This is a genomic window from Pseudomonas imperatae (assembly GCF_057128625.1).
In genome coordinates, this window is record NZ_JBSKHP010000001.1 from 45,558 (window position 1) to 66,720 (window position 21,163).

The 21,163-nt window shown below is 65.4% G+C and carries 20 protein-coding genes; 7 read left to right on the forward strand and 13 right to left on the reverse strand.

Annotation, left to right across the window (positions count from 1 at the left end):
* Positions 1 to 14: 14 nt before the first annotated feature.
* The 4 genes from arfA to leuS form a co-directional block, all read right to left on the reverse strand.
* Positions 15 to 167 carry an alternative ribosome rescue factor ArfA gene (arfA, locus tag ACWKWX_RS00210; protein WP_483826775.1) on the reverse strand — a complete coding sequence of 51 codons (153 nt, stop codon included), beginning with the start codon at positions 165 to 167 and terminating at the stop codon, positions 15 to 17.
* Positions 168 to 310: 143 nt separating this feature from the next.
* Positions 311 to 1,348 (reverse strand): DNA polymerase III subunit delta, encoded by a 1,038-nt coding sequence (gene holA / locus ACWKWX_RS00215; protein WP_416427058.1) that lies wholly within the window; start codon positions 1,346 to 1,348, stop codon positions 311 to 313.
* Positions 1,349 to 1,388: 40 nt separating this feature from the next.
* Positions 1,389 to 1,994 (reverse strand): LPS-assembly lipoprotein LptE, encoded by a 606-nt coding sequence (locus tag ACWKWX_RS00220; protein WP_416427057.1) that lies wholly within the window; start codon positions 1,992 to 1,994, stop codon positions 1,389 to 1,391.
* A 72-nt stretch (positions 1,995 to 2,066) separates the two neighbouring features.
* The gene (gene leuS / locus ACWKWX_RS00225; RefSeq protein WP_416427056.1) at positions 2,067 to 4,673 is read right to left on the reverse strand and encodes a leucine--tRNA ligase; all 2,607 of its coding nucleotides are present in this window, start codon (positions 4,671 to 4,673) and stop codon (positions 2,067 to 2,069) included.
* 273 nt (positions 4,674 to 4,946) lie between these two features.
* Between leuS and ACWKWX_RS00230 the strand changes: the two genes are divergently transcribed.
* Both ACWKWX_RS00230 and ACWKWX_RS00235 read left to right on the forward strand, forming a co-directional pair.
* Positions 4,947 to 5,267 carry a hypothetical protein gene (locus tag ACWKWX_RS00230; protein ID WP_416427055.1) on the forward strand — a complete coding sequence of 107 codons (321 nt, stop codon included), beginning with the start codon at positions 4,947 to 4,949 and terminating at the stop codon, positions 5,265 to 5,267.
* Positions 5,268 to 5,381: 114 nt separating this feature from the next.
* Positions 5,382 to 6,146 carry a YdcF family protein gene (locus ACWKWX_RS00235; RefSeq protein ID WP_416427054.1) on the forward strand — a complete coding sequence of 255 codons (765 nt, stop codon included), beginning with the start codon at positions 5,382 to 5,384 and terminating at the stop codon, positions 6,144 to 6,146.
* 92 nt (positions 6,147 to 6,238) lie between these two features.
* Here the strand turns inward: ACWKWX_RS00235 and lnt are convergent, their stop codons facing one another.
* Genes lnt through ACWKWX_RS00255 form a run of 4 tightly spaced genes read right to left on the reverse strand, consistent with a single transcriptional unit; the run spans position 6,239 to position 10,105 of the window.
* Entirely contained in the window at positions 6,239 to 7,756 is a 1,518-nt protein-coding gene (lnt, locus tag ACWKWX_RS00240; protein ID WP_416427053.1) for an apolipoprotein N-acyltransferase, read from the reverse strand.
* A gap of 19 nt (positions 7,757 to 7,775) precedes the next feature.
* A complete protein-coding gene (locus ACWKWX_RS00245; protein WP_416427052.1) occupies positions 7,776 to 8,615 on the reverse strand; it encodes a CorC family transporter in 840 nt (279 codons plus the stop codon).
* 40 nt (positions 8,616 to 8,655) lie between these two features.
* Complete coding sequence (ybeY, locus tag ACWKWX_RS00250) at positions 8,656 to 9,117, reverse strand: rRNA maturation RNase YbeY (RefSeq protein ID WP_416427051.1); 462 nt, start codon at positions 9,115 to 9,117, stop codon at positions 8,656 to 8,658.
* Positions 9,110 to 10,105: a PhoH family protein gene (locus tag ACWKWX_RS00255; RefSeq protein WP_473004603.1), complete on the reverse strand. Its 996-nt coding sequence runs from the start codon at positions 10,103 to 10,105 to the stop codon at positions 9,110 to 9,112. Before ACWKWX_RS00255 ends, ybeY begins: the two co-directional genes overlap by 8 nt.
* A 232-nt stretch (positions 10,106 to 10,337) precedes the next feature.
* Here ACWKWX_RS00255 and ACWKWX_RS00260 point away from each other — a divergent pair, with 232 nt between their 5' ends.
* Positions 10,338 to 10,664, forward strand: a complete 327-nt coding sequence (locus tag ACWKWX_RS00260; protein WP_008374706.1) for a DUF1820 family protein — start codon at positions 10,338 to 10,340, stop codon at positions 10,662 to 10,664.
* A gap of 10 nt (positions 10,665 to 10,674) precedes the next feature.
* Here the strand turns inward: ACWKWX_RS00260 and ACWKWX_RS00265 are convergent, their stop codons facing one another.
* The 4 genes from ACWKWX_RS00265 to ACWKWX_RS00280 form a co-directional block, all read right to left on the reverse strand.
* Positions 10,675 to 11,223 (reverse strand): tetratricopeptide repeat protein, encoded by a 549-nt coding sequence (locus ACWKWX_RS00265; protein WP_416427049.1) that lies wholly within the window; start codon positions 11,221 to 11,223, stop codon positions 10,675 to 10,677.
* Positions 11,224 to 11,450: 227 nt separating this feature from the next.
* A complete protein-coding gene (hemL, locus tag ACWKWX_RS00270; RefSeq protein WP_416427048.1) occupies positions 11,451 to 12,734 on the reverse strand; it encodes a glutamate-1-semialdehyde 2,1-aminomutase in 1,284 nt (427 codons plus the stop codon).
* Between the two features lie 17 nt (positions 12,735 to 12,751).
* Positions 12,752 to 13,378: a thiamine phosphate synthase gene (gene thiE, locus ACWKWX_RS00275; protein ID WP_416427047.1), complete on the reverse strand. Its 627-nt coding sequence runs from the start codon at positions 13,376 to 13,378 to the stop codon at positions 12,752 to 12,754.
* A 24-nt stretch (positions 13,379 to 13,402) separates the two neighbouring features.
* Positions 13,403 to 14,200, reverse strand: coding sequence for a hydroxymethylpyrimidine/phosphomethylpyrimidine kinase (locus ACWKWX_RS00280; protein WP_416427046.1), 798 nt, complete (start codon positions 14,198 to 14,200; stop codon positions 13,403 to 13,405).
* A gap of 263 nt (positions 14,201 to 14,463) precedes the next feature.
* Between ACWKWX_RS00280 and ACWKWX_RS00285 the strand changes: the two genes are divergently transcribed.
* The 4 genes from ACWKWX_RS00285 (at position 14,464) to ACWKWX_RS00300 (ending at position 20,925) form a co-directional block, all read left to right on the forward strand.
* The gene (locus ACWKWX_RS00285) at positions 14,464 to 16,857 is read left to right on the forward strand and encodes a hybrid sensor histidine kinase/response regulator (protein WP_473004601.1); all 2,394 of its coding nucleotides are present in this window, start codon (positions 14,464 to 14,466) and stop codon (positions 16,855 to 16,857) included.
* Between the two features lie 71 nt (positions 16,858 to 16,928).
* Positions 16,929 to 18,578, forward strand: a complete 1,650-nt coding sequence (locus tag ACWKWX_RS00290) for an acyl-CoA dehydrogenase family protein (RefSeq protein ID WP_416427044.1) — start codon at positions 16,929 to 16,931, stop codon at positions 18,576 to 18,578.
* 165 nt (positions 18,579 to 18,743) lie between these two features.
* Positions 18,744 to 20,216: an AMP nucleosidase gene (gene amn, locus ACWKWX_RS00295; protein ID WP_416427043.1), complete on the forward strand. Its 1,473-nt coding sequence runs from the start codon at positions 18,744 to 18,746 to the stop codon at positions 20,214 to 20,216.
* Positions 20,217 to 20,355: 139 nt separating this feature from the next.
* Positions 20,356 to 20,925: a pseudouridine synthase gene (locus ACWKWX_RS00300; RefSeq protein ID WP_416427473.1), complete on the forward strand. Its 570-nt coding sequence runs from the start codon at positions 20,356 to 20,358 to the stop codon at positions 20,923 to 20,925.
* Positions 20,926 to 20,959: 34 nt separating this feature from the next.
* On the opposite strand, the gene ACWKWX_RS00305 is transcribed toward ACWKWX_RS00300, so the two are convergent.
* On the reverse strand, positions 20,960 to 21,163 hold the full coding sequence (locus ACWKWX_RS00305) for a DUF2788 domain-containing protein (protein WP_416427042.1): 204 nt from the start codon (positions 21,161 to 21,163) through the stop codon (positions 20,960 to 20,962).

Here is a 21,163-nt window from a genome sequence, read left to right on the forward strand (position 1 = left end):
CGTGAATGGGCTTTTCAGGCAGCCACAAAAGGAGAAGCCTCCCAGTTTTTCGACTGGAAGGCTTCGCGTTTGTAGCTGCCCTTGCCCTTGGTGGGTCGTTCCTGGCGGCTGCGGAACAGGGGCTGGGCGATGATGGACTTGGCCTTGTTGGGGCGCTTTTTACTCATGGCGGGTCTCCTTGGTTGGAGCGCCGATCATACGCCTCTGCACACACCATGCAACCGTAGCAGCGGCCGCAGGCCGCGTCCTGGGCGCCGCGCTTGTACCGAGTTGCCTGGGACGCGGCCTGCGGCCGCTGCTACGGGTTTCATCATTGGGCGGGGAGCACCGTTCGTTGGCCAGCCATCAACAGCGACAGCCGCGACAGGCTGATCCACACCGACCCCTGCGCCTGGCCCTTGATCTGCGCGTCGATGTGCTGGGCGTCCTGCAGCAGTTCGCCCCAGCGTTTTGCCGAATGGCGTTGCAGGGCCTTGCTCATCAAAGGGCGGCGCTTGTCCCACACAGGCGGCTTGGCGCTGCTGAAGGCCTTGTCCAGTGGCGTGCCCTGGCTGTATTGCAGCGAGATGTTGGCCAGCGTGCGCAACTCCCGGGCCAGGGCCCAGAGGATGACCGGCGGTTCCACGCCTTCGCCACGCAGCCCTTCGAGCATGCGCAAGGCATGGGCGGCCTCGCCGTTCAGCACCGCGTCCACCAGGCCGAAAACGTCGAACCGCGCGCTGTCGGCCACCGCCGATTGCACGGTTTCCAGGGTTACCTGGTTGTTCTCGGCCAGCAGCTTGAGCTTCTCGATTTCCTGGGCGGCAGCCAGCAGGTTGCCTTCCACGCGGGCGGCAATCAGCTCCACCGCATCCTGCTGCGCAGCCAGGCCAGCCTGGGACAGGCGCTGGCGAATCCATTGCGGCAGCTGGTTGGCGTCCACCGGCCAGATCTGCACGAACTGGGTCTGCTGGCCTTCGACCAGCGCCTTGCCCCACTTGGTCTTCTGCGCGCTGCCATCGAGCTTGGGCAGGCTGATCAGCAGCAGGGTATCTTCGGCAGGGCGCGAGCAGTACTCGATCAGCGCCGCAGCGCCCTTGTCACCGGGCTTGCCCGAGGGCAGGCGCAGCTCCAGTAGGCGGCGCTGGGCGAACAGCGACAGGCTGGCGCCAGCCTGCAGCAGGGTGCCCCAGTCGAAGTTGGCGTCAGCGCTGAACACCTGGCGTTCATCGAAGCCTTGCTGGCGCGCAGCGGCGCGCACCGCGTCGGCGGCTTCCTGGCACAGCAGCGGGTCGTCGCCGCTGATCACGTAGATCGGCGCGAGGCTGCCTTGCAGGTGCTTGTTGAGTTGGGCGGGGGTCAGTTTCATGGTGATGAAAGAAGGGGCGCCTGAGCGCCCCGTTCCTCTTTTACTTCGAAGGGATCTGGACAGGCGACTGTTGCGGCGTCGCGTCACGAATGCGTTGCGCTTCGGCTTCCTGCTCGGCCAGGGCCTTGGCCTTGGCTTCGGCATCATCCTGCAGCTTGTCCAGCTGCTGCGGGGTGATCTGCTGCAGGCGCAGCATCAGGCGCTGGACGATTTCACGACGCATCTCGTCGCGAGTCTCGTGAGCGACCTGGTCGGAACCCGCCAGGTTGTTGCCATCCTGGGTGTAGGTCTTGTCTACCACGACCTTGTCGCTGAGCAGGTTCAGGTTCTCGTGGCCGACGATGTCATAGCTCAGGGTGGTGGTCAGCTCGTACTCAGCCGAACGCGTACCGCTGGTATAGCTGGCGGTGCGCTGGTCTTCCTGCTCGCGGCTCAGCACCAGCTTGTAGGGGGCGCCGTCGTAGACCTTCACGCCGCTGGCGGCGATCTGCTTGCGCAGTTGCGTCACGGTAGGGCCGTAGGCGTCACGCGCGGTGATGTTCAGCTCCTTGAGAGCCATCACGCTGGTGCCGGTGCCGCGCAACTGGAAACCGCAGGCGCCCAGCAACACGGCCAGGCCCATAACCAGTAGATTGCGTTTGATCATCTTGTTGCTCCCTAGAAACCTTGTGGGCCGACTCTGTAAATGGCGCCCGGTTGCCCGGGCGCGCTGATCCGATCAGCTGGCGACGATATTGACCAGTTTCCCCGGCACGACGATGACCTTGCGGATCGTCAGGCCGTCGATGAAGCGCAGCACGTTCTCGTTGACCCGGGCGGCCGCCTCGATTTCCTCGCGGCTGGCGCTGGCTGGCATCTCGATCTGGCCGCGCAGCTTGCCGTTGACCTGGATCACCAGCTGCAGGCTGTCCTGTACCAGGGCGCTTTCGTCCAGCACCGGCCAGCCGGCGTCGATGACGGCACCGGCGTGGCCCAGCGCATTCCACAGTTCGTGGCAGATGTGCGGGGTGATCGGGGCCAGCAGCAGGGTCACGGTCTCCAGGCCTTCCTGGATCAGTGCACGGTCCTGCTCGGTGGCCTGCGGGGCCTTTTCCAGCACGTTCATCAGGGTCATCACCTGGGCGATGGCGGTGTTGAACTTGTGGTGCTGGCCGATATCCTGGCTGGCCTGGCGGATGGCCAGGTGCGTGGCACGGCGGATAGCCTTCTGCTCGTCATTCAGGCTGGCAACGTCCAGCGCGGCCGGCAGGCCCTGGGCCACGTGGGCCTGGGCCAGGCGCCAGACGCGACGCATGAAGCGGTGCGAGCCTTCGACGCCGGAGTCGGACCATTCCAGGCTCATGTCGGGCGGCGAGGCGAACATCATGAACAGGCGGCAGGTGTCGGCGCCGTACTGGTCGATCATGGACTGCGGGTCGACGCCGTTGTTCTTCGACTTCGACATCTTCTCGGTGCCGCCGATTTCCACCGGCAGGCCGTCGCTGATCAGCTTGGCGCTGATAACCTTGGCCTTGCTGTCGCGCTCAAGCTCGACGTCGGCCGGGTTGAACCAGGTCTTGCCGCCGTTATCTTCCAGGCGGTAGTAGGTCTCGGCGACCACCATGCCCTGGGTCAGCAGGTTCTTGAACGGCTCGTTGGAGCTGACCAGGCCTTCGTCGCGCATCAGCTTGTGGAAGAAGCGCGCGTACAGCAGGTGCAGGATGGCGTGTTCGATACCGCCAATGTACTGGTCAACCGGTAGCCAGTGGTTGGCCGCAGCTGGGTCGACCATGCCGCCTTCGTATTGTGGCGAGGCGTAGCGAGCGTAGTACCACGACGACTCCACGAAGGTGTCCATGGTGTCGGTTTCACGCTTGGCCGGCGCGCCGCATTTCGGGCAGCTGCACTCGTAGAACTCGGGCATGCGCGCCAACGGCGAACCGGCGCCGTCCGGCACCACGTCTTCGGGCAGCTTGACCGGCAACTGGTCTTCGGGCACCGGCACGTCGCCACAGGTGTCGCAGTGGATGATCGGGATCGGGCAGCCCCAGTAGCGCTGGCGGCTGATGCCCCAGTCGCGCAGGCGGAACTGGGTGCGCGACTTGCCCAGCTCTTTCTTGATCAGCGCCACTTCCATGGCGTCGAATGCGCCAGCGAAGTCCAGGCCGTCGAATTCGCCGGAATTGATCAGCGTGCCGTGCTCGCCATAGGCTTCCTGCCACGGGGCAGGGTTGGTGTCGCCGGCGCTGGTGCGTACTACCGACTTCACCGGCAGGCCATACTTGTGGGCGAACTCGAAGTCACGCTCGTCGTGCGCAGGCACGGCCATGACCGCGCCGTCGCCGTAGTGCATCAGCACGTAATTGGCGACCCACACTGGCAGCTTGTCGCCGGTCAGCGGGTGCTCGACGAACAGCGACGTCGGCATGCCTTTCTTTTCCTGGGTGGCGACGTCGGCTTCGGCGACGCTGCCGCTCTTGCATTCGTTGATGAACGCCTGCAGCTCAGGGTTGTTCTGCGCGGCCAGGGTGGCCAGCGGGTGCTCGGCGGCCACGGCCACGTAGGTGGCGCCCATCAGGGTGTCGGGGCGGGTGGTGAACACTTTCAGGGTGCCGGCTTCGCCGATCGACGCCTGGTGGTACGGGAACTGCACTTCCATGCCGCGCGACTTGCCGATCCAGTTGCGCTGCATGGTCTTGACCTGCTCGGGCCAGCCGGTCAGTTCGTCCAGGCTTTCCAGCAGCTCTTCGGCGTAGGCAGTGATGGCGAAGTAGTACATCGGGATTTCGCGCTTCTCGATCAGCGCGCCCGAACGCCAGCCACGGCCGTCGATGACCTGCTCGTTGGCCAGCACGGTCTGGTCGACCGGGTCCCAGTTCACGGTGCCGTTCTTGCGGTAGATCACGCCTTTTTCGAACAGGCGGGTGAACAGCCACTGCTCCCAACGGTAGTAGTCAGGCTTGCAGGTGGTGACTTCGCGCGACCAGTCGATGGCCAGGCCCAGGCTTTTCAGCTGGGTCTTCATGTAGGCGATGTTCTCGTAGGTCCACTTGGCCGGCGCGACCTTGTTCTTCATGGCGGCGTTTTCCGCCGGCATGCCGAACGCGTCCCAACCCATCGGCTGCAGGACGTTCTTGCCCTGCATGCGGTGGTAACGCGAGATCACGTCGCCGATGGTGTAGTTGCGCACGTGCCCCATGTGTAGCTTGCCGCTGGGGTAGGGGAACATCGACAGGCAGTAGTAGGTCTCCTTGCCTGGTTGTTCACTTACTTCAAAGGACTTTTGCTCGTCCCAGAACGACTGGGCGGCGGCTTCGATTTCGCGGGGCTGATAGAGTTCGTGCATGGCTACTTTGCGCTGAGAAATGGGTGACCTTATCCAGGCAGCGTGAAATCCGCTACACCCGGCAATCCGGTGGCGATCTTTAAACGCCGTAGCATACATGACCCCGCTTCAAGGTGGGAAACCCATATTGCATCCAGGCATGCCCATCCAACCCGGCCAAAAGCCAGCAAAGCCCCGCAGGCATTGGCCGTTGGTCGCTGCAGCGGGCTGGTTTCGCCTGCGCCGCTAAGCTCATCAATGGGGAAGCTGTTTTATCTTCAATGAGGTGAACGGATGGTTGAGTCACATGTTAATGCTATGAAGCCGGAGCTGTTCGAGCGTCTGATCGATCGTCTCGGCCTGGCCCTCGACGTTGCCCGCACATCTGTACGTTTGCGCAACGAAGCGCCTGCCGAACTCGAGTTGCGTGGCTTGAGCCGCGCGGAAGTGGAACTGATCAATGCCTACCTGGACTCCATGCCAGTGGGCGTGCATGCCGGTGCCGTGGTGCGTGACCCCAGGGACGCCGCGCCCGCCACCAGCAATGTGGTGTGGATCAAGGACAAGACCGCGAGAAAGACCGGCGCCAAGGCAAGGGCCGCGCAGTTCAAATAATAGACCGGAGGCGCTGCTCATGCACCCAGACCGCCGGCGAGACTTGCGTACACACATTCAGATTGAGGCCGTGCGCCTTAACCCTTAGGCTTCGGGCATCCTGGGAGATGCTCGATGCCTTTTCGTTACTTCATCAAACAATTATTCCTGCCGCCTGGCGTGCTTTTCCTGTGCCTGCTGCTGGCCTGGTGGCTGCGCCGCTCGCGGCCGCGCCTGGCCCTGGCCTGCTTCGTGGTGGGCCTGGCCGGGCTGTGGCTGATGAGCCTGCCGCGGGTGGTGCAGTTGGCCGCCCACGGGCTGGAGCAGGAACCGGCCCTTACCGCTGAACAATGGCCGCAGCTGGCCCAACGCGCTGATGCCATCGTGATCCTGGGCGCCGGCCGCGAGCGCGGCGACCCGGCCTGGGGCGGTGAAGACCAGCCCACCGGCGTTAATCTCGAACGCGTGCGCTACGCGGCCCGGCTGGCCAAGGCCTCGGGCTTGCCGATACTCACTTCCGGCGGCCTGCACTACGGCTCGCCGCCCAGCGAGGCGTACATCATGGCCACCTCGTTGCGCGATGATTTCGGCGTGGCCACCCGCTGGCAGGAAGGCGCCAGCCGCACCACCTGGGAAAACGCCACCCTGAGCGCCGAGATCCTCAAGGCCCAGGGCATCCACCGCGTGGTGGTAGTCACCCAGGCCTGGCACATGCCGCGGGCGCGCTGGAGCTTCGAACATGCGGGCCTTGAGGTGGTGAGCGCGCCGGTGGGCTTCCTGGGCATCGACAACGCCCGCCCGCTGGGCGGCTGGATGCCCGAGGGCAAGGCGTTCTGGCAGAGCGGGCAGTTGTTGAACGAGGCGGTGGGGTTGGTCGGGTATCGCCTGTTTTACCGTTAATCCGTAGCAGCTGCCGAAGGCTGCGTCCTGGCCCTGCCGTGGTGCCCTGGACGCGGCCTTCGGCCGCTGCTACGGGGGAGCCGAGGCCCCAATCACACCGTCTTGGCGATCCGGCTGGCCAGCAGGGCCCAGCCGAACAGCACCAGGCACAGGATGATCAGCGGCCACGAGCGCCACTGCAGGTACGGCGTGAGCTGGTGCATGGGCACCACGTCGCCGTACAGGATGCCTTTCTGGAACTGCGGGATCTGCGCGGTGATCTGCCCGAACGGGTTGATCAGCGCGGTGACGCCGTTGTTGGTGGCGCGGATCATCCAGCGGCCGGCCTCCAGGGCACGCATCTGCGCCATCTGCAGGTGCTGCAGCGGGCCGATGGAGGTGCCGAACCAGGTGTCGTTGCTGATGGTCAGCAGCAGATCGGCCTTGGCGGCTTCACCCGCGGCAAACTCGGGGTACACCACTTCGTAGCAGATGAACGGCGCGATCTGGTAGCCCTTGGCCTGCAGCAGCGCCTGGTCGGCCGGGCCACGAGCGAAGTCCGACATAGGCAGGTCGAAGAAGGTGATCAGCCCGCGCAGCAGGTCCTGCAACGGCACGTATTCGCCGAACGGCACCAGCTTCTGCTTCAGGTAGGTGCCATCACCCTGGCCCACCACGGTGATGCCGTTGTAGTACTGGTTCTGGTGGCGCACCTGCTGGCGGATCGGCACGCCGGTGATCAGCGCCGCGTTATGGCTGGAGGCGAAGTTGCCCATCATGTCCAGGTAGCCCTGGGCGTTGTCCATCAGCACCGGCACGGCGGTTTCCGGCCAGATGATCAGGTCGGTCTTCTTCGCCGTGAAGGTCATGTCGCGATACAGCGCCAGCTGCGCGTCGACCTGGGCCGGGTCCCATTTCATTTCCTGCTCGATGTTGCCCTGCACGGCCGCCACGCTCAGCGGCTGGCCCAGGGGCTCGGTCCAGGCGTGATGCTTGAGCGCCAGGCCGATGCCCCAGGGGGCCAGCAGCAGGACGATGCCGGCCACCAGGAAGGAGGCGCGCTGGCGCAGGCGATGCAGGTTGCACAGCAGCGCTGCGGTCAGGGCCAGCACGAAGGAAATCAGCCACATGCCACCCACCGGCGCCAGCCCGGCCAGGGGGCCGTCAAGTTGGCTATAACCGGCGTACAGCCATGGGAAACCGGTCAGGAACCAGCCGCGGAAGGCCTCCTGGGCCACCCACAGGGCGCCAAAGGCCAGGGCGTCGGCCAGCGGCGCCTCGTTGCGGCGCAGCCAGCGCGCCCACAGCCAGGTGGGCAGGGCGAAGAACAGCGCCACCGCAATGCTGAACAGCAGCATCAGGAAGCCGGCCAGCAGCACCGAGGCACCGCCGAAGTTGTGAATGCTGACGTAGATCCAGCTGGTGCCGGCGCCGAACAGGCCGAAGCCGTAGGCCCAGCCACGCATGAACGCCTGGCGCGGGCTGAGCCCGCGCAGGCCCAGGTACAGCAGCGCCAGCGACAACAGTGACAACGGCCAGATGTTGAACGGCGCCAGCGCCAGGGGAGTCAGGGCACCGGCCGCCACGGCCAGCAGGTTACCGGGCCAGCCGGGGCGGGTGATCCAGCGCATCTTGATCCTTAATGCGTTTTCAGCGGGAAATGGGGGTCAGGCGCAGCAAGTGTATCCGGCGGCTGTCGGCGTTGAGAATGCGGAAGCGGTAAGCACCTATTTCCGTGGTCTCGTTACGCTTGGGCAGGTGGCCGAAAGCGCTCATCACCAGGCCACCGACGGTGTCGAACTCGTCGTCGGAGAACTCACTGTCGAAGAACTCGTTGAAGTTTTCGATGGGCGTCAGGGCCTTGATCAGGAAGTCGCCGCTGGGCAGAGGCTTGATGTAGCTGTCCTCTTCCACGTCGTGCTCGTCCTCGATGTCGCCGACGATCTGCTCCAGCACGTCCTCGATCGTCACCAGCCCGGCCACGCCGCCGTATTCGTCGATGACGATGGCCATGTGGTTGTGGTTGGCGCGGAACTCGCGCAGCAACACGTTCAGGCGCTTGGACTCGGGCACGAAGGTGGCCGGGCGCAGCAGGTCCTTGATGTTGAAGTTGTCGCCGTTCTCCTTGAGGATCAACGGCAGCAGGTCCTTGGCCAGCAGCACGCCGATCACGTCGTCGTGGCTGTCACCGATCACCGGGTAGCGCGAGTGGGCGGCGTCGATCACCGCGGGCAGGAATTCGCGAGGTGTCTGGGTCGACTTGATGCTGATCATCTGCGAGCGCGGCACCATGATGTCGCGCACTTGCAGGTCGGCAACCTGGATAGCGCCTTCGACGATGGTCAGCGCTTCGCTGTCGAGCAGCTTGTTCTGGTGGGCTTCGCGCAGCAGCTCCAGCAGCTCCTGGCGGTTTTTCGGCTCATGGGCAAAAGCCTGGGTGATTTTACCCAGCCATGACTTCTGCCCGTTGCTCGATCGATCTTCGCTCATGGCCCTTTTCTCGTGATCCTTGCTGTTTCGGTGGTGAATATTAGTGTTCATCGTCGTCTGCATAGGGGTCGGGATGACCCAGTTTGGCAAGCAACTCTCGTTCCAGCGCTTCCATTTCCTCGGCTTCCTCGTCCTCTTCATGGTCGAAACCAAGCAGGTGCAGGCAGCCGTGGATGACCAGGTGCGCCCAATGCGCTTCCAGCGACTTGCCTTGTTCGGCCGCTTCGCGTTCCACCACCGCCACGCAGATCACCAGATCGCCGAGCAGCGGGATGTCGAGCATGTCGTCAGGCACGTCTGCCGGGAAGGATAAGACGTTGGTGGCGTAATCTTTATGACGGTAGGTGTTGTTCAGCTCGCGCCCTTCGGGCACGTCCACCAGGCGGATGGTCAGCTCCGAGTCACCCTTGCGCATGCCCAGCGCCGTCTCGCACCATTGCTGGAAGAGCGTTTCGCTGGGCACCGGGTCATTGGTGGCAACCTGCAGGTCCAGTTCAACCATTGCGCACGTTGTCCTTTTCTACCGGGCGGGCATCGAAGCGCTCGTAGGCTTCGACGATGCGCTGCACCAGCGGATGGCGCACCACGTCCTTGGGCTTGAAATGGGTGAAGCTGATGCCTGGCACGCCATCGAGCACGTCGATGACGTGCGCCAGGCCCGACTTGGTGCCCTTGGGCAGGTCGACCTGGGTGATGTCGCCGGTGATCACGGCGGTAGAGCCGAAACCGATGCGGGTGAGGAACATCTTCATCTGTTCGACGGTGGTGTTCTGGCTTTCGTCGAGGATGATGAAGCTGTTGTTCAGGGTGCGACCGCGCATGTAGGCCAGCGGGGCGATCTCGATCACCTGGCGCTCGATGAGCTTGGCCACGTGCTCGAAGCCCAGCATCTCGTACAGCGCGTCGTAGAGCGGGCGCAGGTACGGGTCGATCTTCTGGGCCAGGTCGCCGGGCAGGAAGCCCAACTTCTCGCCGGCTTCGACCGCGGGGCGCACCAGCAGGATGCGGCGCACCTGCTCGCGCTCCAGCGCGTCGACCGCGCAGGCCACGGCCAGGTAGGTCTTGCCGGTACCGGCCGGGCCGATGCCGAAGTTGATGTCGTTGCCCAGGATTTCCTTCACGTAGCGCTGCTGGTTCAGCCCGCGCGGGCGAATCATGCCCTTGCGCGTGCGCAACGACACCGGCACTTCGTTGGAAGACGGGTTGTCCAGCTCTTCGATGGCCGACTCCTGCAGGTACAGGTGCACCAGGTCCGGGGACAGCTCGGTGGCCTTGGTCTCCCGGTACAGGCGACGCAGCAGGTGCTCGGCAGAGGTGGTGTGCGTGGGTTCGCCAATCAGCTCGAACTGGTTGCCGCGGTTGCGGATCTCGATCTCGAGACGTTGTTCGATCAGGCGCAGGTGTTCGTCGAACTGCCCGCAGAGGTTGGCGAAGCGGCGAGCCTCGAAGGGCTCGAGGATGAAGCGATGAGGTTCTATGGGTGCGTTCAAGGTCGTTTTTAGCCGCCCGACGGCAATTGAGTTGGATTCAAGGATAACCCCAGCAGGCCAGCGGCGAAAGGCCCCAGATGTCCAGTGGTCATGTAATGCACGCGCCCACCCCGGTAACAACCGCCCTGCCATCGGTCGGCTCATCTTCGAGCGGGGTTCCTGGCATTGCCGGGCGGGCGCCTGTGCTATAGTTTTCGCCCTCTTTACCACCCCCGACTGTTACCCACCCAAGATGACCAAACGCGAAGCTCCAATCTACAAAGTGATTTTCCTCAACCAGGGCCAGGTGTTCGAGATGTACGCCAAGCAGATCTTCCAGAGTGATCTGTGGGGCTTCCTGGAAATCGAGGAATTCGTCTTTGGCGAGCGCACCCAGGTGGTCGTGGACCCTAGCGAAGAAAAACTCAAGGCCCAGTTCGAGGGCGTGGTGCGCAGCTTCGTGCCCATGCATTCGATCGTGCGCATCGATGAAGTGGAGCGCCTGGGCACGCCGAAAATCAGCGAAGCCCGCGGCGTCAGCAACGTGATGCCATTCCCCATGCCGATGCCGGAGAAGTAACGGCGTCAGCTCAGGGCAGCGGCGAGAAGGGCGAGCGCCCGTCGGCGGTCTGCAGTTCCAGCAGGTATTTGCGGAAAATCTGCCCCAGCACCTGGGTGGCCATTTCCAGCTGGTCGCGCGGCATCTGCGCGGCCACCTCGTCGGCGCTGTCCAGGGCGTCTTCCTGGCCGTTCACGGCGGCCATCTTCAGCACAATGTAGGCCTGCACGTTGTTGGCCGGCACGCCTTCGCCGTGGAAGAACATCAAGCCCAGGTGGTATTGCGCGTCGGCATGGCCTTGCAGCGAGGCCTGCTCGAAGTAATTGAGCGCCTGGTTCAGGTCGCGGGGGGTGGCGGTGCCGTCGTAGTAGAACTGCCCCAGCTCGTATTGCGCCTGGGCGTCGCCGGACTTGGCGGCCGCCTGGCAGCTGGCCAGGGCCTGTGGCAGGTCCTGGGGCTGGGTGTTGAGCGTGCAGCGACCCATCGCCGGAATCAACAGCGAATTGCCGCCTGCCGAGGCCAGCAGGGGCTGAAGAAGCAACAGGCAGCCCAGGGCAAGGGCGCGGCCGGTGCGGTTCATGGGGATCGACTTACCTCAACAGGAAACGGGCGGACCCGGCCAGAACAAGGACTGGTGGCACATTATGAAATAAGCCGGCCTGTCCTTACAAAGTCTTTACTCGTTTTTCTGCTCTGTGGGTAGGGATTGAGTAAAAGTAACAGCTGGAACGCTGTGTGGGAGCTGGCTTGCCAGCGAGCTTTTCAGGGCCTCAAAAGCTCGCTGGCAAGCCAGCTCCCACAACGTTCTTATTTCAACGCTGCGAAGGCGCGCTCGGCCGCATCCAGGGTGATTTTAAGCTCGGCATCGCCATGGGCGATGGAGGTGAAGCCCGCCTCGAACGCGCTTGGCGCCAGGTACACGCCGCCTTCCAGCATCAGGTGGAAGAAGCGCTTGAAGCGCTCGGCGTCGCTGCTCATCACGTCTTCGAAGGTGACGATGTCGTCGGCGCCGCTGAAGTAGAGGCCGAACATGCCGCCCGCCTGGGTGGTCACGAACGGGATGCCGGCGGCGTCGGCGCGCTGCTGCAGGCCGTCGAGCAGGCGGGTGGTGTAGTCGCTCAGCTCGTCATGGAAGCCGGGGCGGCTGATCAGATTCAGGGTGGTCAGGCCTGCGGCCATGGCCAGCGGGTTGCCCGACAGGGTGCCAGCCTGGTACACCGGGCCCAGCGGTGCGATGTGCGACATGATCTCGCGCTTGCCGCCGAAGCAGCCCACGGGCATGCCGCCGCCAATGATCTTGCCGAAGGTGCTCAGGTCCGGGGTGACGCCGTAGTAAGCCTGGGCGCCGCCCAGGGCCACGCGGAAGCCGGTCATCACTTCGTCGAAGATCAGCACCACGCCGTGCTGGGTGCACAGCTCGCGCAGGCCTTGCAGGTAGCCTGGCGCAGGCGGCACGCAGTTCATGTTGCCGGCCACCGGCTCGACGATGATGCACGCCACTTCCTCGCCCACTTCAGCCAGCATTTCGGCCACGGCCTGCAGGTTGTTGAACGGCAGGGTCAGGGTGTGCTTGGCGAAGGCCGCGGGCACGCCCGGCGAGCTTGGCACGCCCAGGGTCAGGGCGCCGGAGCCGGCTTTTACCAGCAGGCTGTCGGAGTGGCCGTGGTAGCAGCCTTCGAACTTGATGATGCTGTCGCGGCCGGTGAAGCCACGGGCCAGGCGAATGGCGCTCATGGTGGCCTCGGTGCCCGAGCTGACCATGCGCACCATTTCCATGGACGGCACCAGCGAGCAGACCAGGTCGGCCATCTGGGTTTCCATCTCGGTCGGCGCGCCGTACGACAGGCCGTGCTCCAGCTGCTTGCGCACCGCGTCCAGCACGTCGGGGTGGCTGTGGCCCAGGATCATCGGGCCCCAGGAGCCCACGTAGTCCACGTAGCGCTTGTCGTCTTCGTCGGTGACGTAGGCGCCGGCGGCGTGCTTGAAGAACAGCGGCGTGCCGCCCACGCTCTTGAAGGCACGCACGGGCGAGTTGACGCCACCGGGGATGTGTTTCTGGGCGTTGGCAAACAGCGTTTCGGAGCGGGACATAATCAGGGTCTCGTTAATCAGGCGGATTCGAACAGGGCGTTGAACGCGCGGGCGCGAGCGGTCACTTCCTGGGCGGTGTCGGCGCCAAACAGGGCATTGACCACGGCCAGCAGGTCGGCGCCCTGTTCCAGAAGTTGCGGGGCGTTGGCCAGGGTGATGCCGCCGATCGCGCAGATCGGCAGCTTGAACTGGGCGCGGGCCTGGCTGAGGGTGTCCAGGGGCACCAGGCCGGCGTCGGGCTTGGTGCTGGAGTCGAAGAAGGCGCCGAAGGCCACGTAGCTGGCGCCTTCGCGGGCAGCTTGTTCAGCCAGGTCGAGGCGGCCATGGCAGGTGGAACCGATGATGGCGTTGCGGCCCAGCAGCGCACGCGCCGGGGTCAGCGGGCCGTCGGTCTGGCCAAGGTGCACGCCCACGCCCAGGCGGGCGGCCAGCTCGGCGTCATCGTTGATGATCAGCTGGGTCTTGTACGGTTCGCACAGCTTGCGCAGCGCCTCGGCCTCGCGCAGGCGGCGGGCCTCGTCGGTGCTCTTGTCGCGGTATTGCAGCAGCAGCACGCCGCCGTCCAGGGCCGCCTTGACGTAGTCAAGGAAACGGCCGGCCAGCAGCTTGCTGTCGGTAATGGCGTAAAGGCCACGTAGTTTCATCACACTTACCTCTATGGCGCGGCGTTACGAGCAGAAATCCAGTGGCAGGCGGCGGGGCACGTACTGGCCCTTGCCGAGCTGCTCGGCGTCACGCAGGGTGCGCCAGGTGTAATCGAGGGCCGACTGCACGGCGCTCTCCAGTTGCTCGCCCAGGGCCAGGCGGCCGGCCAGGGCGCTGGCCAGGGTGCAGCCCGAACCATGATAGCTGCCGGGCAGGCGCTGGCAGATGAAGGTCTGGCGGCGGCCGTCACGGCTGTACAGGCGGTTGTGGATTTCGGTTTCGTCACCGTGGCCGCCGGTGATCAGCAGGTGGCGCACGTAGGGCAGCAGTTTTTCCGCGCATTCGTCGGCGCTGCCTTCGGGCAGTTCGGCCAGGATGCGAGCTTCGGGGAGGTTAGGGGTAGCGATGATGGCCAGGGGCAACAGGCGCTCGCGCATGGCGTAGCCGACCTCGTCCTTGCCCAGGCGGCCGCCGCCACCGGCGCGCAACACCGGATCGCAGACCATCGGCAGGTGCGGGTGCTGGCTGAGCAGCTCGACCACGGTGTCGACCATTTCCAGCGAGCCGAGCATGCCCAGCTTGACCGCGGCCACCTCGGAGTCGTTGAGCACGGCATTGGCCTGGGCCAGTACCCACTCGCGGTCGAGCACGCGGAAGTCGGTGACATTGACAGTGTCCTGCACGGTCAGGGCGGTCACGGCCGGGGCGGCGTGGCAACCTTGGGCGATCAGGGCTTCGATATCTGCCTGCAGGCCGGCGCCGCCACTGGGGTCGTGGCCGGAGAGACAGAGGACAACGGGGCGGGAGCTATAGATATTCATGGTGCGCGAGCTTACCACCAAACGCTTTTGCCGGGACCGGGCGGCATCGGCTGTTTTTTTGTCGCAATAGTCAGGCAGTTTTTCCTGGTGTTGGCTGAAAGCGCCGACCTAGAGCCTTCGATACAATTTTTTACAGCCGCTGCGCTAGTGGCAAGAAGCTATGCTAGAGTGCTTCGAAACCGATAACAGGCACTGCCGGACGACGTCGTCTCAAAGGGAATGGGGGCTTCCTGACGCGCTCGGACAGGCTACGCTGGGGCTGTATGCGCTATTTCCTGATTCTACTGGTGGGCTGGCTACCGCTGCTGGCCTGCGCGCTCGATTTTGACGAGTCCACGCGCACCCTTCCCCTGGGGCACGTGATGCAAGTCTATGAAGATGTTGATGGCTCGGCCAGCATCGAGCAGGTTTCGTCCGCGGCCTTTGCCGATCGTTTTCATCGGCAAAGCGAAGCCGTGCTCAACGCCGGCTACTCGCGCTCGGTGTTCTGGCTGCGCGTGGACCTGCGCTACGTGCCCAAGGACCCCGAGGCCGTGGGCAACTGGCTGCTGGAGCTGGCCTACCCGCCCATGGACAGCATCGAACTGTTCCTGGCCGACCCCAACGGCAAGTTCCGCCTGACCCAGAGCACGGGCGACGAGCTGCCGTACTCGGTGCGCGAGATCAAGCAGAACAACTACGTGTTCGCCATTCCGTTCCCGGCCAACCAGACCACCACCGCCTACCTGCGCATTCACAGCGAAGGCTCGGTGCAGGCGCCGCTGAACCTGTGGTCCTATACCGCTTACCTTGAAGATCAGCCCACCCGTCTGTATGTGCTGGGCCTGATCTACGGTGTGCTGCTGGGGATGCTGGTCTACAACCTGTTCATCTACCTGAGCGTGCGCGACCGCAGCTACCTCTACTACATCCTCTATATCGCCTCCTTCGGCCTGTACCAGGTGTCGGTGAACGGTGCCGGGGTGCAGTATTTCTGGCCCGAGAACCCCTGGTGGGCCAACGCCGCCACGCCGTTCCTGATCGGCTCGGCCGCGCTGTTCGGCAGCCAGTTCGCCCGCAGCTTCCTGCAGACCGCCGAACACAGCCGCTGGCTCGACCGCCTGCTGATGGTGCTGATGGGCGTGGGCGTGGTGACGATGATGCTGTCGCTGACCGCCACCTACGGCATGGCCTTGCGCCTGGCCACGGCGCTGGCGCTGGTGTTCACCGTGGTGATCTTCAGCGCCGGCCTGATCGCCTGGTGGCGCGGCCTGCGCCTGGCGCGCTATTTCATCATTGCCTGGACCGCGTTCCTGGCCGGCGGCATCGTCAACACCCTGATGGTGCTGGGCTACCTGCCCAACGTCTTCATCACCATGTACGCCAGCCAGATCGGCTCGGCGCTGGAGGTGGGGCTGCTGTCCCTGGCCCTGGCCGACCGCATCAACTCCATGCGCGAGCAACAGGCGCGAGTGCTGCTGGAAGCGGGGCAGAAGCTGGAACTGCTCAACCAGCAACTGGCCAACAGCAACCGCCTCAAGGACGAGTTCCTGGCCACTGTCACCCACGAGCTGCGCACGCCCATGAACGGTGTGATCGGCTCGCTGGAGCTGATGCAGACCGTGCCCATGGACACCGAACTCGAGCAGTACCAGCAGACCGCGGCCGGCTCGGCGCGGGACATGATGCGCATGGTCGACGACATCCTCATCCTCACCGAACTGCAGGCCGGCAAGCTTTACCCGCGCCACGAACCGTTCGGTGTGCAGGCCCTGCTCGACGGCCTGCAGATGCAATTCGGCCGGGCCGCCCAGGCCAAGCACCTGGCGTTCTCGGTGGAAACCGACAGCGACCTGCCCGAGCGCCTGCAGGGCGACTCGAAGAAGCTGGCGCTGTGCCTGGGTTGCCTGCTGGACAACGCCGTCAAATTCACCCGCCAGGGCTCGGTGGGGCTGCGGGTGCGCGTGGGCGAGCGCACGGCGGACGGCCTGGCGCTGAGCTTCAAGGTCAGCGACACCGGCATCGGCTTCAGCCAACTGGCCGATGCTACCCTGTACCAGCGGTTCTTCCAGGTCGACGGCTCCATGACCCGTGAATACGGCGGCCTGGGCATTGGCCTGGCGATCTGCCGGCAACTGGCCGACCTGATGGGCGGCGAACTCAGCCATCACTCCGAACCGGGGCGCGGCAGCTGGTTCGAGCTGCACGTGCAGTTGGGCCTGGTGGACGACCTGGGGCCAACCCCGGCCGGGCCGCGTACCGAGCACCAGCGCACCCAGCGCTCGCCCCACGACTGCACGGTGCTGCTGGTGGATGACAACAGCATCAACCAGCTGGTGATCCGCGGCATGCTGCTCAAGCTGGGCTACCGCGTGCGCACGGCCGACGATGGCATTACCGCGCTGGAGCTGTTGCACCGCGAGCGGTTCGACGCCGTGCTGCTGGACTGCCAGACGCCGCTCACCGACGCCTTCGCTACCTGCCGGCGCCTGCGCGAACTGCCCGGTTGCGCACGCCTGCCGGTGCTGGCGGTGGTGGGCCAGCGCCAGGAACGGGAGCGTTGCCTGGAGGCTGGGATGAGCGATTGCCTGAACCGGCCGGTGCGTTTCGAAGAGCTGCAAGCCACCTTGCACCGCTGGTTGCTGGTCAAGGTGCAGGGCGAAAGCGCCGACATTTAGGCCGATATGTCGCTTTGACAGGGGCGGGTAGCGTGATTCACTGGGGTATGAACCTGCCCCAGGAGCCCGCCATGAACCTGCACCAGTTCGCCGAAACCCACGAAGTCAGCAACCAGCCGCCGCCCCTGGATGGCGCCAACCTGTGGCGCATCGACCTGCCGCTGCAGGCCTGGGCCAAGCGCTTCGGTGGCGGCTGGGCCGAGGCGCGCATCGACGCCTACGGTGCCCTGGCCGGTGGGCCGCTGATGGCGGCGGGGTTCCTGGCGAACCAGAACAAGCCGGTGTTCAGCAGCCACGACCGCTACGGCCACCGTATCGACCTGGTGGAATTCCATCCCGCTTATCACGAGCTGATGCGCGCGGCCGTCGAGCACGGCTTGCCGTCCCTGCCCTGGACCGATCCGCGCCCCGGCGCCCACGTGGCGCGCGCCGCCATGACCTACCTGCACACCCAGGCCGAGGCCGGCAGTGGCTGCCCGCTGACCATGACCTTCGCCAGCGTGCCGGCGCTGCGCCTGCAACCGGGCCTGGCCGAGCAGTGGCTGCCCAAGGTGCTGGCCACCGAGTACGACCCGCGCAACGTCGGCATGGCGCACAAGGCCGGGGTCACCCTGGGCATGGCCATGACCGAGAAACAGGGCGGCACCGACGTGCGCGCCAACACCACCCGCGCCTTCCCCGTGGGCGCCCCGGGGCCGGGCCAGGCCTATGAACTGGTGGGGCACAAGTGGTTCTGCTCGGCGCCCATGTGCGACGCCTTCCTGACCCTGGCCCAGACCGACAAGGGCCTGACCTGCTTCCTGCTGCCGCGCCACCGCCCGGATGACACCCGCAACGAGTTCTACATCCAGCGCCTGAAGAACAAGCTGGGCAACTGCTCCAACGCCTCCAGCGAAGTCGAGTTCCGTGGCGCCCTGGCCTGGATGGTGGGCGAGGAGGGCCGCGGCGTGCCGACCATCATCGAGATGGTGGCCATGACCCGCTTCGATTGCATGGTCGGCTCCAGCGCGCTGATGCGCCAGGCGCTGACCCAGGCCGCGCACCATTGCGCCCATCGCCAGGTGGGCGGCCGAGTGCTGGCCGAGCAGCCGTTGATGCAGAACGTGCTGGCCGACCTGGCGCTGGAAAGCGAGGCGGCGCTGGCGCTGAGCCTGCGCATGGGCCAGGCCCTGGACCATCTGGATGACGGCCACCAGGCACGCTTCGCCCGGCTGATGACGGCAGTGGGCAAGTATTGGATCTGCAAGCGCGCCCCGGCCATGATCAACGAGGCCGCCGAGTGCATGGGCGGCGCCGGCTATGTCGAGGACAGCATCCTGCCGCGGCTGTACCGCGAGGCGCCGGTCAACTCCACCTGGGAAGGCTCGGGCAATGTCCAGTGCCTGGACGTGCTGCGCGCCCTGTCCAAGGAACCGGGCGTGCTCGATGCCCTGTTCGCCGAGCTGGGTGATGGCCATGGCGACCGTCGCCTGGCGGCGCACATCGGCGGGTTGAAAGCGGCGTTCCAGGACACCAGCGACATCCAGTACCGCGCCCGCCAGCTCACCGAGGACATCGCCCTGGCGGTGCAGGCCAAGCTGTTGCTGGAGGCAGGCAATGCGCTGGTCAGCGACGCCTTCATCGCCAGCCGCCTGAGCGGCGGCGGCCGCGCCTACGGCGCGCTGCCGCGCGGCCTCGACGTCCAGGCACTGGTCCAACGCTCAACCCCCCACCTCCCGTAGCAGCGGCCGCAGGCCGCGTCCCCAGGCAACGCAGGTCCTTCGCCGGACGCAGCCTTCGGCAGCTGCTACGCAGATCGGGCGCCTGGCCGCGTCACGGGCAACACGTGCCTTTATGTGTTGTTACAGGCAAGATGGAGGTCTGCAAGATCAGACAGGAAGCGCACCGTGACTCGAACTGCCGAAGCCTTTGTTGTTGTCGAAACCGCCGAACAAGCCGTCGATCGTCTGGCTGAACTGCACGAGCGGGGTACCAAGGCCCTGAGCCAGGCGCTCAAGCAATACCTCAAGGACCGCAGCGAACCCGACGCGGCCCAGCGCGCGCTGTTCCACTACCCGGAACTGCGCGTCACCTACACCTACAGCGGCGAAGTCCCGCCCATCACCCGCGCCTACGCCAAGGTACAGTCGCCGGGCACCTATTCGGTCACCGTCACCCAGCCGGCCGCGTTCCGCACCTACCTGCTGGACCAGCTCAAGCCGCTGATGCGCGACTTCTCCGTCACTGTCGAAGTGGGCGTCAGCGAGCAGAACATCCCGTACCCCTACGTGGTCGAGCAGGGCGATGAGCTGGCCGGCAGCGGTGTCACCGCCGCCGCCCTGGCCCGCGTGTTCCCCAGCACCGACCTGTCCGCTGCCACCGATGGCGTGGCCGACGGCCTGTACGACTGGGCCACTGCCGACCCGATGCCGCTGGCGCTGTTCGACGCCGCCCGCGTCGACTTCTCCCTGCGCCGCCTGATCCACTACACCGGCAGCGACTGGCGCCACGTACAGCCGTGGATCCTGCTGACCAACTACCACCGCTACGTCGACCAGTTCGTCAGCCATGGCCTGGAGCAATTGCAGAGCGACCCGCGCTTCGTGCGCATGGTCATGCCTGGCAACGTGGTGATCGAGAAGGGCATGGCCAGCGAGCAGGCCCAGGCCCTGGTGGACAGCGTGGTGTGGCACCGCTACCAGATGCCGGCGTACCACCTGATTGCTGCCGATGGCGACGGCGTGACCCTGGTCAACATCGGCGTGGGCCCTTCCAACGCCAAGAACATCACCGACCACCTGGCCGTGCTGCGCCCCCACTGCTGGCTGATGATCGGCCACTGCGGCGGCCTGCGGCAGTCGCAGACCATCGGCGACTACGTGCTGGCCCACGCCTACATGCGCCAGGACGGCATCCTCGACCGCGTGCTGCCGCCGAACATCCCGATCCCGGCCCTGGCCGAGGTGCAGATGGCCTTGCAGGAAGCGGCCGCGCAGATCACCGGCGAGCGTGGCGACGAGCTGAAAAAACGCCTGCGCACCGGCACCGTGCTGACCTACGACGACCGCAACTGGGAGCTGCGCTGGGCCCAGGAACGGCCGCTGATCAACCTGTCGCGCGCCGTGGCCGTGGACATGGAAAGCGGCACCATCGCCGCCCAGGGTTACCGCCTGCGCGTGCCGTACGGCACCTTGCTGTGCGTGTCCGACAAGCCGCTGCACAGTGAAATCAAGCTGCCGGGCTCGGCCAACGCGTTCTACAACCGCGCGGTCAGCCAGCACCTGAAGATCGGCATCGCCGCCCTGGACCTGCTGCGCACCGAGCTGACCTCGCTGCACTCGCGCAAACTGCGCAGCTTCGACGAGCCGCCGTTCCGCTGAGGTTTGCCCAAAGGCGCCGGGCCCACTAGCATAGTCGGCCCAGCTGCCTTGAAACCTTGCCCCCATGCCTTTGCCACCCCGCACCAACGCCCGCCGCCCGGGCGCCAAACCCTTTGCCAAACCCGGGCAGCCACGGCGCGTGGCCAAGGCGCCGCCGGCCGAGCCGCGGTTGATCCTGTTCAACAAGCCGTTCGACGTGCTGACCCAGTTCAGCGACGGCGAAGGCCGCGCGACGCTCAAGGATTTCATCGACATCCCCGGCATCTACCCGGCCGGGCGCCTGGACCGTGACAGCGAAGGTTTGCTGCTGCTGACCAACGACGGCCAGTTGCAGGCGCGCATCGCCGACCCCAGGCACAAGCTGGCGAAAACTTATTGGGTTCAAGTGGAAGGCGAACCCACCGAAGAGCACTTGCAGCGCCTGCGCCAGGGCGTCGAACTCAACGATGGCATGACCCTGCCGGCCCAGGCCCGCCTGTTGGAAGAGCCAGACCTGTGGCCACGCGACCCACCGGTGCGCTTCCGCAAGAGCGTGCCCACCCACTGGCTGGAACTGATCATCAAGGAAGGTCGCAACCGCCAGGTACGGCGCATGACCGCCGCCGTGGGCCTGCCCACCTTGCGCCTGGTGCGCGTGCGCATCGGCGACTGGGCACTGGATGGCCTGGAGCAAGGCAAATACCGCGAAGTCCCGGCTCCCCGCCCGTAGCAGCGGCCACCGGCCGCGTCCCGGCGCGCCGCGATCAATGGGCCTCAATCACCGCAATCACCACGCTCTTGATCACGAACGCGAGGATCCCCAGGCCCAACACCGCAAACAGGATAAGGGTGCCAAACCGTCCGGCCTTGGACTTCTTCGCCAGGTCCCAGACGATAAACCCCATGAACCCGATCAGCACGGTCACCAGTATCGTCATCATCCATTCTTCGAATACCGCCGGGTCCAT

Bases quoted from the DNA above. Each gene is read 5' to 3' on its own strand.
- arfA (WP_483826775.1), bottom strand. From the start codon at position 167: ATGAGTAAAAAGCGCCCCAACAAGGCCAAGTCCATCATCGCCCAGCCC.
- holA (WP_416427058.1), bottom strand. From the start codon at position 1,348: ATGAAACTGACCCCCGCCCAACTCAACAAGCACCTGCAAGGCAGCCTC.
- ACWKWX_RS00220 (WP_416427057.1), bottom strand. From the start codon at position 1,994: ATGATCAAACGCAATCTACTGGTTATGGGCCTGGCCGTGTTGCTGGGC.
- leuS (WP_416427056.1), bottom strand. From the start codon at position 4,673: ATGCACGAACTCTATCAGCCCCGCGAAATCGAAGCCGCCGCCCAGTCG.
- ACWKWX_RS00230 (WP_416427055.1), top strand. From the start codon at position 4,947: ATGGTTGAGTCACATGTTAATGCTATGAAGCCGGAGCTGTTCGAGCGT.
- ACWKWX_RS00235 (WP_416427054.1), top strand. From the start codon at position 5,382: ATGCCTTTTCGTTACTTCATCAAACAATTATTCCTGCCGCCTGGCGTG.
- lnt (WP_416427053.1), bottom strand. From the start codon at position 7,756: ATGCGCTGGATCACCCGCCCCGGCTGGCCCGGTAACCTGCTGGCCGTG.
- ACWKWX_RS00245 (WP_416427052.1), bottom strand. From the start codon at position 8,615: ATGAGCGAAGATCGATCGAGCAACGGGCAGAAGTCATGGCTGGGTAAA.
- ybeY (WP_416427051.1), bottom strand. From the start codon at position 9,117: ATGGTTGAACTGGACCTGCAGGTTGCCACCAATGACCCGGTGCCCAGC.
- ACWKWX_RS00260 (WP_008374706.1), top strand. From the start codon at position 10,338: ATGACCAAACGCGAAGCTCCAATCTACAAAGTGATTTTCCTCAACCAG.
- ACWKWX_RS00265 (WP_416427049.1), bottom strand. From the start codon at position 11,223: ATGAACCGCACCGGCCGCGCCCTTGCCCTGGGCTGCCTGTTGCTTCTT.
- hemL (WP_416427048.1), bottom strand. From the start codon at position 12,734: ATGTCCCGCTCCGAAACGCTGTTTGCCAACGCCCAGAAACACATCCCC.
- thiE (WP_416427047.1), bottom strand. From the start codon at position 13,378: ATGAAACTACGTGGCCTTTACGCCATTACCGACAGCAAGCTGCTGGCC.
- ACWKWX_RS00280 (WP_416427046.1), bottom strand. From the start codon at position 14,200: ATGAATATCTATAGCTCCCGCCCCGTTGTCCTCTGTCTCTCCGGCCAC.
- ACWKWX_RS00285 (WP_473004601.1), top strand. From the start codon at position 14,464: ATGCGCTATTTCCTGATTCTACTGGTGGGCTGGCTACCGCTGCTGGCC.
- ACWKWX_RS00290 (WP_416427044.1), top strand. From the start codon at position 16,929: ATGAACCTGCACCAGTTCGCCGAAACCCACGAAGTCAGCAACCAGCCG.
- ACWKWX_RS00305 (WP_416427042.1), bottom strand. From the start codon at position 21,163: ATGGACCCGGCGGTATTCGAAGAATGGATGATGACGATACTGGTGACC.